This window comes from Mucilaginibacter sp. OK098 (assembly GCF_900142915.1).
In the GTDB taxonomy this organism is placed as follows: Bacteria; Bacteroidota; Bacteroidia; order Sphingobacteriales; family Sphingobacteriaceae; genus Mucilaginibacter.
On sequence record NZ_FRCM01000005.1, the window covers coordinates 238,957 to 251,510 of the forward strand.

Sequence of the window (12,554 nt, forward strand, 5' to 3'; positions counted from 1 at the left end):
TAAAAAGATTAATAGTTAAACGATGAGTGCTAGTATTGATGCAAAGAACAAACACTCATTCGCTCTTCATTTTAATTCTTTTATTTTTAACGAAAAGCAGGCTTCCTATAATTCGTGAAATTCGAATAAATTCGGGAGAATTCGTGGATCTTCAATAACAAATCCTCAAATTCATTATCTTTAAGCAGCAAACTTATCAGTATGAAAAAAACCTTACTCTTTCTGTTCTTAACCCTTAATATTTTTCTGTTGCAGGCACAAAATGGTACTCAGCCTGTTACTGTTACGGATCTGACTAAGATCGTCCAGTTGGGTACCGCATCGTTTTCGCATAACGGCAAGTGGATAGTGTTTGTGAGCAAATCAATATTGCCGGATGAAGACAAAAAAAATGAATATATGTATCGCACACAAATCTGGCTGGTTTCCGCTGACGGCAGTGAGGCCCCGCGTGCGTTAACTTCCGGAACGGTGAACAGTAGCCAGCCGGTATGGTCTGCAAATGATGAGCAAATTGCATTCGTAAGATCGGTAAAAGATAAATCGCAGATCTTCCTGCTTTCGCTTAATGGAGGCGAAGCAGTACCTGTTACATCTGATAAATATGGAGCAAGTTCTCCTCAATTTTCACCTGATGGCAGCAAAATCTTATATTCTGTTAGTCTGTCTTATACCGAATTGTTAAAGGATTCAATATTGAACTCAGCGCACAGTGTACCCAACTGGCCGATGGAAAAACCTGGTTTTAAGACAAACCCGCCTCAATCAAAAGCCAAACAAAATGCCAATGGCAGCCTGGATGAGATCCGCGCTTATTTAACACAAAACGCTGCTGATAATAAAGTTAAAGTTTTTAACAAGCTTAGTTTTGAGGGAGAGGCCAATACCGAGCCTGAATTTGACTTTAACCATTACTATATTACCGATATTAAGCCAGGTTCAAAAGCGATTCCGTTAACCTATGGTTTTCACAGTTATAGCGGAGCGGTATTTACGCCCGACAGTAAAACCATTATTTTATCTGCGGATGCCGATAGCCTGGCAAACCCGGACCGTTCGCATGTAAGTATTATTTATACTATACCGGCTACAGGCGGCGCATTAACACCTTTAATAAAAGAAGCGGAAATGCAATTGAGTAATGGCCAGGTTTCACCGGATGGCAGGTACCTGGTTTACCAAATGAGTAAAGAGATGGCCATTGACATTTCGCAATTACTGGTTTATGATTTTAAAGATCCGGAGAAAAAGATCAGGATCCCCGTCGACCGGCTTGTTACCGGGACCATATGGTCGGCAGATAGCAAATATTTGTATTTTACGGCACAGTCAAACGGTGGCGTACCGGTTTATAAAGCAAGCATAACCAATCCTGCGCCGGTTATGCTAAGCACCTTTGATGAAGGGCTGAGCAATTTGGGTGTCAGTAAAAAACAGTTGGTCTACGTGAAAACTGAGGTGGCCGATCCATTTGAGCTTTATGTAAGCGATTTAGACAGGAAGACAGAAAAACGGTTGACTTCTTTTAACGCAGACTGGATAAAGGATAAAAAACTGAGTTTTCCTGAAAAGAAATATTATACCAACAGCAAGGGTTTGAAGGTAGAATATTGGGTGATGAAGCCAACAAATTTTGATCCGAATAAAAAATACCCGGTAATGCTGCAAATCCATGGCGGGCCAACTGCCATGTGGGGGCCTGGTGAAAGCACCATGTGGCACGAGTTTCAATATTTTTGCGCTAAAGGCTATGGGGTAGTTTATTCAAACCCGCGTGGTTCCGGGGGCTACGGGATTGATTTTACCAAAGCAAATTACCAGGACTGGGGCGATGGACCAACCGAAGACGTACTTGCCGCTCTTGACGGCGCTTTAGCGGAAGGTTGGGGCGATAGCAAGCAAACAGTAGCAACAGGAGGTTCCTACGCCGGCTATTTAACCGGGTGGCTTGCCGGGCACACCAAACGCTTTGCCGCCATATCATCACAGCGTGGTGTATACGACCTCACCACATTTTTTGGTGAAGCAAATGCATGGACACTGGTGCCTATATATTTCGGCGGGTACCCATGGGAGGAAAATACCAGGGCTGTTTTAGCTAAAGAGTCGCCTTTTACCTATGTAAATAACATTACAACCCCATACCTGATCATCCACGGCGAAACTGATTTGCGGACAGGGATTGTTCAGGGAGAGATGATGTACAAGGCATTAAAAGTATTGAATCGCCCTGTTGAATATGTACAACATCCCGGCGGAACCCATGAACTGGTACGATCAGGCAACGTAAGGCAACGGATAGACCAGATGCTGCGCATCTATGAGTTTTTTGAACGGTATATATCACATTGATAACCAACAAGAAAAGCCGGCGCTTAGCCGGCTCTAAATTGTCTGTATTTGGATGTGCCGAAGCTTTTAATCAACCAATGTTTATCGGTTACAATAAACAATTAGTGAAGCTTTGGCTAATGCGTTTTGATTAAGCATAAAACCTGTTAAAGCACCTGATGATGTTGCAGTAGTACCTAACTTATTTGTTTTAAGTGCATAAACGGTAATAATATATCGGTGTGCCGCATCATGCTCAGGTGGGCAAGGGCCAAGGTATCCGCTAAATCCTGCATCGTTATTGCTTTGTAAGCTACCGGCCGGGGCTATACTTGTTTTTGCATCTCCTGCGCTTTGTTTTAACTCGTTAACTGTAGGGGGTATATTCACTACCACCCAATGCCAGAACCCGCTCCCTGTAGGTGCGTCCGGATCATACATTGTTATTGCAAAGCTTTTTGTATCTGCCGGGGCATTGGCCCAGCTTAATTGCGGCGAATTGTTTCCTCCGTTGCAGCCAAAGGCGTTAGCTGTAAATTCATTGGTGAATTGCCCGCCAAGGCTGTTGCTTTTTAATGTAAAGGTTTGTGAAAATGCAGAATGGGTAATTAATACGCTGATAAAAAAACTGAATAAAGATTTCATAATAATAACTGATTTATTTTTTCAAAATTGAAGTTATTACCGGTGTAATTCTATTGCAATCGGGTCAAATTATAGTTCGTTAAGGTCAGCTTTGCACTTTTGCAAATGCTGCAGGCGTAACGCCAAACTTTTTCTTAAAAGCATTATTGAAGTTCGACAAATTCTCGTATCCGTAAGCAACAAAAAGTTCAGAGGCCTGTTTGCCTTTTCTCAGATCATAACTTGCTGTTTCCAGCTTTTTGTCTCTTATATATTTTTGAGGAGAAATGCCATAGGTTTTCTCAAAATCGCGCTTAAAAGACGACAAGCTGCGGTTAGCCAAGAAAGAGAGTTCCGTTAATGTTAAATTATTAAAAAGATTATTCTCAACTATTCTTTTTAGGGATAATTGTTGTTCATCCTTATTGGCCATAAACATAGCGATCATTTGCTGTGGGCAAAGTTCATACACCAGCAGCAGCAGTTCTTCCAGTTTATGTAATGCAACTGCATAAGAAAATTGTTGCTGCTGCCTGATCATTTCTTCCAGGGATCTTACATATTCATATAAATATGCCGTTCGTGTAAAAAAAATATACTCGGGTTTCGGTTCAGCAAAATTCTTGTTCGCCGGGGTTTTTATATGTCTATCCAGGAAATTGACGACAACTTTAGCCGGGAAAAATATAACCAGGCTAATGTATTCCTTATCATTACAACCATGTTCGGCAATAATGGAATTTCCTGCCGGGATCAGTATTGCCTGCCCGGGTTTTACTATCGCATTTTCAACAGAACGATAAATTTTCTTTTGTCCGTTAAGTACAAAACTAATAGCGTAATCATTAAAGGTTACGCGGTGTTTTTCATTATTACTCCGTTCGGTATAATAAACATATGAAATATCGCCGGTTGTAATTTGCTGATGACACAGTACAGACTCAGGAACAGAAAAATTTATCATAGTAACATTAAGTAAATACAAACATATAAAACGTGGATAAAGAAAGTCACCGGGAGATGCCTTTAATTAATAATAGAAGGCAAGGTCAAATAAAAATAAAACAAAAGAAGCTGCCCTTTTTGGAGACAGCTTCTTTTATTTCTAAAGTTGAATTCAATCAACTATTTCTTAAAATACTTAAAGTTCTTTCCGATAAACTTAGCGTTTTCGCCTAATTCTTCTTCAATACGTAATAACTGGTTGTATTTAGCGATCCTGTCTGAACGTGAAGCCGAACCGGTTTTGATCTGGCCGCAGTTTAATGCTACTGCAAGGTCAGCAATGGTTGCATCTTCAGTTTCGCCTGAACGGTGGCTCATTACCGAAGTGTAGCCATTGGTTTGCGCTAAAGTTACCGCGTTAATGGTTTCGGTTAAGGTACCAATCTGGTTAACTTTTACCAGGATAGAGTTTGCTGTATCCTCATTGATGCCTCTTTGTAAACGTTTTACGTTGGTTACAAATAAATCATCACCTACCAGCTGAACTTTACTGCCAATTCTGTCGGTTAATATTTTCCAGCCTTCCCAGTCATCCTCGGCCATACCATCTTCTATAGAGATAACTGGATATTTTTCTGTTAATGAAGTTAAGTATTCCGCTTGCTCAGCGCTGGTACGGATAGCACCTTTTTCGCCTTCAAATTTTGTATAATCGTATTTACCGTTTACGTAAAATTCAGATGCAGCACAATCAAACGCCAGGCAAATCTGCTCACCGGCTTTGTATCCTGCTTTTTCAATGGCTTTCAAAATGGTTTCAACGCCATCTTCGGTACTGTCAAAGGTTGGTGCAAAACCACCTTCATCACCTACAGCAGTTGAAAGTCCCCTGTCATGCAGGATCTTTTTTAAGTTATGGAATACTTCGGTACCCCACCTTAGGGCTTCCGAGAAAGAAGAAGCGCCAACCGGCATGATCATAAACTCCTGGAAAGCGATAGGCGCATCAGAGTGAGAGCCACCGTTAACGATGTTCATCATCGGGATAGGCAGCGTGTTAGCATTTACACCACCAATGTAGCGGTATAAAGGCTGGCGGCTTTCCTGCGCAGCCGCTTTAGCAACTGCTAAAGAAACGCCAAGGATGGCATTAGCGCCTAATTTACCTTTATTTTCGGTGCCGTCAAGCTCTATCATTAAGGCATCAATGCCATTTTGATCGAATACATCAGCACCCTGTAATTCTTTTGCAATTATATCATTTACGTTGGCAACGGCTTTCAAAACGCCTTTACCCATATATACTGCCTTATCGTTATCGCGAAGCTCAACAGCCTCGTGAACACCGGTTGAAGCACCAGACGGTACAGCAGCACGACCTAAAGCGCCATTTTCGGTTAAAACATCAACTTCAATAGTAGGGTTACCGCGCGAATCAAGGATCTGGCGGGCATGGACATCAATTATTAAGCTCATTTGATTGGAATTTGTGAATAAAAACAACTTAGTGTACGTTTTACACTAATGCAATATAGTTTTCAAATATACAATTTCAATCAAATAAGTGTCAAGATTATTAAATGATTTCACCGATTATTAAATGATTTCACTGATTGGTAACAGGAAATTAACGTTGATTAGGGGATTCGATGTTGTTTTGAACCATGATTTGTAGGATTAAAGGATCAGCCCGATTTTTTAATTAATTGAACCTGGTTATACTTCATTTAGTAATCCCATAATCCCTAAATCATGTGAATCATGGTTGAGACAAAAATCCGCACATCCGCACATCAGAAATCCGCACATCCAAGACTTACTCCCACTTAAACGTCTTAACCGCTACTGCATAGATCAAAATAAACCATACGCCTAATATTAACAGCTGATGGGTTACCTCGTTTAAGCCCGCGCCTTCAAATGCCACTTTGCGCATGGCATCATTTAAATAGGTTAGGGGTAACACCTTACTTATTGCCTGCAACCAGTTTGGAAATGCCGTGGTGGCGAAGAATGTGCCCGATAACAAAAACTGCGGCATGGTAATGATATTGGAAATAGGAGGTACGGCGCTTTCATTTTTGGCAATCCCCGATATGGCGAAACCGAAACCCATAAATATAATAAGCCCTAAAGCCGCAAGCACCAGCATATTAATAACGGTTACTATTCCATGTATGAGCGTGAACCCAAAAGCATAATGACCAACCATTATAATGAATAGCGCGCCCAGTAATGAAAATACTAAACGGGCTAAAGCCTCGCCTAAAACAATGCTGTATTTTTTAACCGGGGTGGCAAAAAAGCGTTTAATAACCAATGTTAATCTTAAGCTTAAAAATACAAATGCAGTACCAAAAACACCACTGCTTAACAACGAAAAGCCTAGCATCCCTGGTAATATAAAATCAATGTATTTGTATTCGCGGCCTTTAACGGTGGTTTCCTTTATTTCTGCAACGGGCTGGGGGATGGTGTTGCCTCTGCTGTTGATCTGAAAGAAGATACTTTGCAGCAATGATTTTAAAATGCCCCCTTTTTGCTGCGACGCCTCGGTGTATTGTACATGAAGGGTATAGGGCGGCATGGCATTGTTTTTCTGCACATCTATAATAGCATCAATATTGCCTTTCGCCAGGCTTTTGGCCATCTCATCAGCACTTTGGTCGGTTATTAAATGTACCACCTTTGCACCTTTTAAAGCCAGGTAAACCGGACTAAGCGTATCGGTAGTTTTGGCGACACCCACATCAACCGTAACACCACTACCACCAATATTGGCGAACACCACAATAAATATTAAAGGGAAAGCTAAACTAAACACCACTGCCGATGGGCTGCGGATAATGGAACGGAAACTAGCCCTGGCAATAGCTAGGGTTGCATTAAAATTACTGTATTTTTTCATTAGTCAATAGTCATTGGTAATTTGTCATTAGTGTTTTACTGCAAACTGCCTACCGGCAACTGCAAACTTTTGCTCCCCCTTTAGGGGGCCGGGGGCTAACCCTCGCGCCATTCCTTCCCGGTCATGTTTATAAAAACATCTTCCAGGTTGGCCAGCTTAACTTGTTTTTTACGCTCAAAGCCTGATGCTACAAGCTCATCAATAAAATGGTTGGGTGTATCAATGCCGATGATATGGCCGCCATCAACAAAGGCAACACGGTCGCACAGCTCCTCGGCTTCATCCATATAATGGGTGGTAATTACTACTGTTGTTCCGGCATCACGGATCTCACGGATCAGATCCCACAAATTACGGCGGGCCTGCGGATCGAGGCCGGTAGTGGGTTCATCTAAAAAGATAATTCTTGGGTTATTTATTAGTGTGGTAGCTATTGAGAAGCGCTGCTTTTGTCCGCCGGAAAGGTCCTTATATTTAGCTTTTGCCTTATCGGTTAAAGCCACCTTTTCAAGCATTTCCATGGGAGATTTATTTATTCCGTACAACCCACAAAAAAGCTTGATCAGCTCAGACAGGTTTAAATTCGGATAATAACCGGCAGACTGCAGCTGAACACCAATTACCTGTTTAATATCATTAGCATCAGTCTCAATATTAAAACCATCAACAGTGATCTCGCCGCTGGTTTTATCTCTAAGGGTTTCAATTATCTCGAGCGTAGTGGTTTTACCGGCGCCGTTTGGGCCAAGTAAACCAAAGATCTCGCCCTCGTAAACTTCAAAGCTTATACCTTTTACAGCGTTAAAATCGCCGTAGTTTTTTACCAGGTTTTTTACTGTAATAATGGGTTTTTCTGCCATGCTGTAAAAATGCAACGGATTAATGAATTATCAATGAGTTTTTGAGTAAAATATAACCCCCTCCCGGTTTAGAGAGGGGGTTGGGTGAGGTTATCTGCCCGCGCCCTTATTAACTAATTAAATGACCAATAGAATGCATTACAGATACTAAATGTTCGGCAGCTTTTACTGCCAGGTGGATAAGTTGAATTGCGACTAACGTTTTCATAACAAGGATTGATTTATGGCTCAAATTTGCTAACAGAACAGCTTTTTGCATAGTAATATTAGGCGAAGTGCGGCAAAATGTCGGTGAATTGTTGCCGCCGGTCGATGAATATGGGGCAAAATTTGGGTGGGATTTAAAACTATCGGTAGAATATCTATATCTTTAGTACACGATATTTTTCAACCTGTAATTACCTTAAAATAAGCTCTTCATGAAAACTCTTTTAATTCTTTTTGCTTGCGCGATAGTTTTATCATCCTGCCACGTTTCTGTTAAGAAAACCATCGGGGATGATTCAACGGCCAACAAAACGTACACGGTTCCCGATGACAGCGCCATTACCAAAGCGGTACATGATGCTTATGCAGCCATTAGTTTTAAAGAAGGAGAGAAGCCAAGATATAATGAAATTCAAAACTATTTTATTCCTGAAGCGCAATTGATCAATTTTCGTACAGATACTCCGCAAATAGTAGATATTAAACATTTTATTGATCCTTTATATAAAACCTTTGTTGAACAGAACCATATCCATTTGTTTTATGAGGAGGAGGTTTTTGGCAGGACCGAACAATTTGGCAGGGTTGCACACCGGATAAGTACCTATGTAACCTATTTAAACACGAGGGATAAAGCTGAAGAACGAGGCGTGAACAGCTTTCAACTGATAAAAACCAAAGAAGGCTGGAAGGTTTCGAGTATTATTTGGGATGTGGAAAAGCCAACTTTAAAGGTGCCGGAATACTATTTGAAGAAATGATGTAGAGACGCGATGCTTCGCGTCTTAAACTTTGCATTTCAAAAAGTGTATTCCCGAATAAACAGTTTAATAATTAGCAGGCGGGAGACGCGATGCATCGCGTCTCTACATTATTTTCTATTCACCCTCCATCAAACTATAAACCTCCTGCATATAAATGGCTTCTTCCATTGCCGCATGGAAGTTTTCCCATTGTTCGGTGGTAAAGGTTAGCTGCAAGTCATTTACCGGTGTTCGCATTACTATGCGTTCCTGCCCGTCAGGAAAAGGGAATGAATGTGAGGTAAATTCAAGCTCTTCGGCAAAGTTTTTGAATTCTATAAATTGGCCGGTCGAAAAACTCATGATGAAATTATTATGCCATATAAAAATACAACGGCATTCTGCACATCGGCTGATCACTGATTCTCCAACCTGGCTTAATACTTTGGTGTCGCACATAACTGTATAATTAAATCCGGTAAAAACTTACGAAGTTTCTAAAACTTCGTAAGTTTAATCGTGTTTGTGCCTGCCCTGTACAATGTCTTTTTTCATAGGAACATTTTAAACAGGGCAGGACTTTGGATCTTTAACCTTTTATCAGGTAGTCTGCTATTATCTTTCGGGTTTCTTTTTTGTTTCTTGCCGAATCCCATTTTTCTCTTGCCGACTGATCTGCCAGGTCAAACAATTTTTCATAAAGCTGTTTGCCATTTATCTTACCCTGCAGTTTGATCACTGCCTGCTGACTGTAAATTTCATCCCATACCTGGCGTACGGCAGTCCAGTACGGCTGTTGTTTTTTCCACCAATTTTGTGCGAAAGTAAATTTGGTGGTATCTGCGCGGGTAAATTCTTCGTAGCCTTTTTCCTGTACCAAAACCCGGTCGGTATTATCTGTTCTTATAACTTTTTTATTATCCTGCTCAAACATCCAGCCGGTAGAGGTAAGGTAGATGCGGTTTCCGCGTTGTAATACGTTATAATCACCGCGTTTGGTAAACTCCCTGCGCGGCAGCGGCGAATCGCAGTCGCTTTGCCATTGGTGCTTCCCGTCAACGTGCACCCAGGTGCCAATGCTTTCATAGCGGGGGCCATCATCAACCTGGAAAACTTTTTGCACCCAGCGGCCTTTTACATCTGCATCGCTTAGTTTGGTGTTTGTCCAGGTGTTGTCTTTATTAAATTTTAATAGCTGCGGTTCTTCATAAACCCAATCCTCGCGCCAGTGCTTAATAACTGAGCTATCACCGGTTAATAATATATGCTGGATCACTATCTTATTTTTTGAATCCTGTTCAACAACTGCCATTTCATAGCCGCTTGCATGGTAATGCGGATAAAATTTGTAACCGGTATCCGGCGTAAATGTTTCAGCATAATCAAATGTTACCTTATAAAAACCACCCAGGGAAAGGATAGCTTTCCGGTCTTCATCAAACTTGCTTTGGGCTTTTAACGTTTGCTGAAAACTTATCAGCAGGATTATTAGATAAATAGCTTTTTTCATCAGACCTGTTTTTTGAGTTGCTGCAAATAGTTGAACAGGAGCAAAGTAAAACCTTATTTAGAATAAATCCAAATAAAAATAAAAAAGATTTATTATGAGGTAGTTGAAAATATCCGGAAACAGAAAAGCCTTACAAATTGCTTTTGTAAGGCTTTTAGAACTGGATCAAACTTACGAAGTTTTCAAAACTTCGTAAGTTTTCGAAAATGCTTATTTCATCAACTCAATAAAATCATCAAACAAATACCTGCTGTCATGCGGGCCGGGAGACGATTCGGGGTGATATTGCACCGAGAAGGCTTTTTTACCTTTTACTCGGATGCCTTCTATTGATTGATCGTTAAGGTTTACGTGAGTGATCTCCACCTTGTCTGATGCTCTTACAGCCTCAGGCACTACACCAAAGCCATGATTTTGTGAGGTAACCTCGCAGTGGTTAATGATTATATTTTTTACCGGGTGATTTAAACCGCGGTGACCGTTAAACATTTTTATAGTTGGGATGCCGTTTGCCAAAGCCAGCAACTGGTGACCAAGGCAAATGCCGAACATTGGTTTGTTTGAGTTTAAAATACCTTTCACCGTTTCAACAGCGTATGGCATTGCCGACGGATCGCCAGGGCCGTTGGATACAAAATAACCAGTAGGGTTAAAGTCTTTTTCCATCTCTTCAAACGTGGTTTTTGCCGGGAATACTTTGGCATAAACATCCCTGTCGTCAAAATTGCGCAGGATGTTTTTCTTTACACCAAGGTCGAGCACGGCAACGCGGTAAGCGGCATTTTCATCGCCAAAAGTATAAGTTTCAGTAGTGCAAACTTTCGATGATAATTCAAGCCCATCCATTGACGGCACTTCGGCAAGCTTTAATTTCAGCTCTTCAATGTCAAGCACCTCTGATGAGATAATGGCATTCATCGCACCTTTATCGCGGATATGCCTAACCAGCTGGCGGGTGTCGATATCAGAGATCCCAACTATGTTCTGCTCCTGGAAATAATCCTGGATAGATTCATTGGCCTGCTTGCGGCTGTAAGCAATGTTGTAATTTTTACAAACAAGGCCCGCAATCTGGATCTGTCCCGATTCAACTTCATTATCAGCAATACCATAATTACCAATATGCGCATTGGTAGTAACCATGATCTGCCCGAAGTAGGATGGGTCAGTAAAAATTTCCTGGTAGCCGGTCATCCCTGTATTAAAGCAGATCTCGCCGGTGGTAGTTCCCATTTTGCCGGCAGCTTTACCATAAAAAACGGTTCCGTCAGCCAGTAATAATACCGCAGGTAATTTGGTGAAATAAGTCATTGATCAAAAAAATTGAATGGTTAAAAAGCCGGTTTGCCTGGTGCAGCGCTCCGTGAAAACAGCCCGAAATATTGAAGTGAGTTACTTCTGGATTCACGCGGCAAAGATAGGGGTTTATTTCGGATTTCGGAAGTTCGATTTCGGAATTTTTTGAATGTGAAACTCTGGCGGCCAATTTCGGAATGATTATAAAAACGATTTGTCAAATTCTATTAAAGCTACCGATAAAATAATTCCGAAATCGAACATCCAAATTCCGAAATATCTCTTATACCTTTGCACATTAAACCATAACCATGTCTATACATAAAGAGGTTAAAAGAATTACCACGCATATTCTGCAGGAAATGAAAAACCGTGGCGAGAAAATTGCCATGCTTACGGCCTATGATTTTTCAATGGCTGCCATTGTTGATGAAGCCGGGATGGATATTATACTGGTAGGAGATTCCGCATCAAACGTAATGGCCGGGCATGAAACCACGCTGCCTATAACCCTTGACCAGATGATCTATCATGCATCTTCAGTTGTCAGGGCTGCAAAAAGGGCGCTGGTTATTGTCGATCTGCCTTTTGGTTCGTACCAGGGAAATTCAAAAGAGGCCCTTAATTCGGCTATCCGGATCATGAAGGAATCAGGTGCGCATGGTGTAAAAATTGAAGGCGGCATTGAAATAGCTGAATCGGTAAGCCGCATCCTTACTGCCGGCATCCCGGTTATGGGGCATTTGGGTTTAACACCGCAGTCTATTTATAAATTCGGTACTTATACTGTAAGGGCCAAAGAGGAAGCTGAGGCACAAAAGTTAAGGGACGATGCTGTAAAGCTACAGGAACTGGGCTGTTTTGGGATAGTGCTTGAAAAAATCCCTGCTGCATTAGCTAAACAGGTGAGCGAGAGCTTAAGTATTCCGACAATTGGTATAGGCGCAGGGCAGAGTTGTGACGGGCAAGTATTGGTGATCCACGATATGCTGGGGATCAACAAAGGCTTTTCGCCCCGGTTTTTACGCAAATATGCCGATTTGCATAAGGTGATGAACGACGCGATCCAAAATTATGTTAGTGATATAAAAACTAAAAGCTTCCCGAACGAGAAGGAAGAATATTGATTA

The 12,554-nt window shown here is 41.4% G+C and carries 11 protein-coding genes; 3 read left to right on the forward strand and 8 right to left on the reverse strand.

Going from position 1 to position 12,554, the window contains the following annotated elements; translation table 11 throughout:
• Window positions 1-201: 201 nt before the first annotated feature.
• Entirely contained in the window at window positions 202-2,352 is a 2,151-nt protein-coding gene (locus tag BUE31_RS17755; RefSeq protein ID WP_073405179.1) for a S9 family peptidase, read from the forward strand.
• An 81-nt stretch (window positions 2,353-2,433) separates the two neighbouring features.
• Here BUE31_RS17755 and BUE31_RS17760 read toward each other — a convergent pair whose 3' ends face one another.
• From BUE31_RS17760 to BUE31_RS17780, 5 genes are all read right to left on the reverse strand, one after another.
• Window positions 2,434-2,976, reverse strand: a complete 543-nt coding sequence (locus BUE31_RS17760; RefSeq protein WP_073405180.1) for a YbhB/YbcL family Raf kinase inhibitor-like protein — start codon at window positions 2,974-2,976, stop codon at window positions 2,434-2,436.
• An 85-nt stretch (window positions 2,977-3,061) separates the two neighbouring features.
• A complete protein-coding gene (locus BUE31_RS17765; protein ID WP_073405181.1) occupies window positions 3,062-3,919 on the reverse strand; it encodes a helix-turn-helix domain-containing protein in 858 nt (285 codons plus the stop codon).
• 161 nt (window positions 3,920-4,080) lie between these two features.
• Window positions 4,081-5,376: a phosphopyruvate hydratase gene (eno, locus tag BUE31_RS17770; RefSeq protein WP_073405182.1), complete on the reverse strand. Its 1,296-nt coding sequence runs from the start codon at window positions 5,374-5,376 to the stop codon at window positions 4,081-4,083.
• A 340-nt stretch (window positions 5,377-5,716) separates the two neighbouring features.
• Window positions 5,717-6,808, reverse strand: coding sequence for an ABC transporter permease (locus tag BUE31_RS17775; RefSeq protein ID WP_073405183.1), 1,092 nt, complete (start codon window positions 6,806-6,808; stop codon window positions 5,717-5,719).
• 95 nt (window positions 6,809-6,903) lie between these two features.
• Complete coding sequence (locus tag BUE31_RS17780) at window positions 6,904-7,668, reverse strand: ABC transporter ATP-binding protein (protein WP_073405184.1); 765 nt, start codon at window positions 7,666-7,668, stop codon at window positions 6,904-6,906.
• Between the two features lie 419 nt (window positions 7,669-8,087).
• On the opposite strand from BUE31_RS17780, the gene BUE31_RS17785 reads away from it, so the two are divergent.
• Window positions 8,088-8,636, forward strand: coding sequence for a hypothetical protein (locus BUE31_RS17785; RefSeq protein ID WP_073405185.1), 549 nt, complete (start codon window positions 8,088-8,090; stop codon window positions 8,634-8,636).
• 117 nt (window positions 8,637-8,753) lie between these two features.
• On the opposite strand, the gene BUE31_RS17790 is transcribed toward BUE31_RS17785, so the two are convergent.
• The 3 genes from BUE31_RS17790 to carA all read right to left on the reverse strand — a co-directional run bounded on the left by BUE31_RS17790 (window position 8,754) and on the right by carA (window position 11,439).
• Window positions 8,754-9,077, reverse strand: a complete 324-nt coding sequence (locus BUE31_RS17790) for a DUF6686 family protein (protein WP_073405186.1) — start codon at window positions 9,075-9,077, stop codon at window positions 8,754-8,756.
• Between the two features lie 130 nt (window positions 9,078-9,207).
• Window positions 9,208-10,128 carry a DUF6607 family protein gene (locus tag BUE31_RS17795; protein WP_073405187.1) on the reverse strand — a complete coding sequence of 307 codons (921 nt, stop codon included), beginning with the start codon at window positions 10,126-10,128 and terminating at the stop codon, window positions 9,208-9,210.
• A gap of 210 nt (window positions 10,129-10,338) precedes the next feature.
• Window positions 10,339-11,439, reverse strand: a complete 1,101-nt coding sequence (gene carA, locus BUE31_RS17800) for a glutamine-hydrolyzing carbamoyl-phosphate synthase small subunit (protein ID WP_073405188.1) — start codon at window positions 11,437-11,439, stop codon at window positions 10,339-10,341.
• A 296-nt stretch (window positions 11,440-11,735) separates the two neighbouring features.
• Here carA and panB point away from each other — a divergent pair, with 296 nt between their 5' ends.
• Window positions 11,736-12,551: a 3-methyl-2-oxobutanoate hydroxymethyltransferase gene (gene panB / locus BUE31_RS17805; RefSeq protein WP_073405189.1), complete on the forward strand. Its 816-nt coding sequence runs from the start codon at window positions 11,736-11,738 to the stop codon at window positions 12,549-12,551.
• Window positions 12,552-12,554: the final 3 nt, after the last annotated feature.

What these genes read in the sequence shown, in the direction of transcription:
- BUE31_RS17755 (WP_073405179.1), top strand. Translation starts at nt 202, where the DNA reads ATGAAAAAAACCTTACTCTTTCTGTTCTTAACCCTTAATATTTTTCTG.
- BUE31_RS17760 (WP_073405180.1), bottom strand. Translation starts at nt 2,976, where the DNA reads ATGAAATCTTTATTCAGTTTTTTTATCAGCGTATTAATTACCCATTCT.
- BUE31_RS17765 (WP_073405181.1), bottom strand. Translation starts at nt 3,919, where the DNA reads ATGATAAATTTTTCTGTTCCTGAGTCTGTACTGTGTCATCAGCAAATT.
- eno (WP_073405182.1), bottom strand. Translation starts at nt 5,376, where the DNA reads ATGAGCTTAATAATTGATGTCCATGCCCGCCAGATCCTTGATTCGCGC.
- BUE31_RS17775 (WP_073405183.1), bottom strand. Translation starts at nt 6,808, where the DNA reads ATGAAAAAATACAGTAATTTTAATGCAACCCTAGCTATTGCCAGGGCT.
- BUE31_RS17780 (WP_073405184.1), bottom strand. Translation starts at nt 7,668, where the DNA reads ATGGCAGAAAAACCCATTATTACAGTAAAAAACCTGGTAAAAAACTAC.
- BUE31_RS17785 (WP_073405185.1), top strand. Translation starts at nt 8,088, where the DNA reads ATGAAAACTCTTTTAATTCTTTTTGCTTGCGCGATAGTTTTATCATCC.
- BUE31_RS17790 (WP_073405186.1), bottom strand. Translation starts at nt 9,077, where the DNA reads ATGTGCGACACCAAAGTATTAAGCCAGGTTGGAGAATCAGTGATCAGC.
- BUE31_RS17795 (WP_073405187.1), bottom strand. Translation starts at nt 10,128, where the DNA reads ATGAAAAAAGCTATTTATCTAATAATCCTGCTGATAAGTTTTCAGCAA.
- carA (WP_073405188.1), bottom strand. Translation starts at nt 11,439, where the DNA reads ATGACTTATTTCACCAAATTACCTGCGGTATTATTACTGGCTGACGGA.
- panB (WP_073405189.1), top strand. Translation starts at nt 11,736, where the DNA reads ATGTCTATACATAAAGAGGTTAAAAGAATTACCACGCATATTCTGCAG.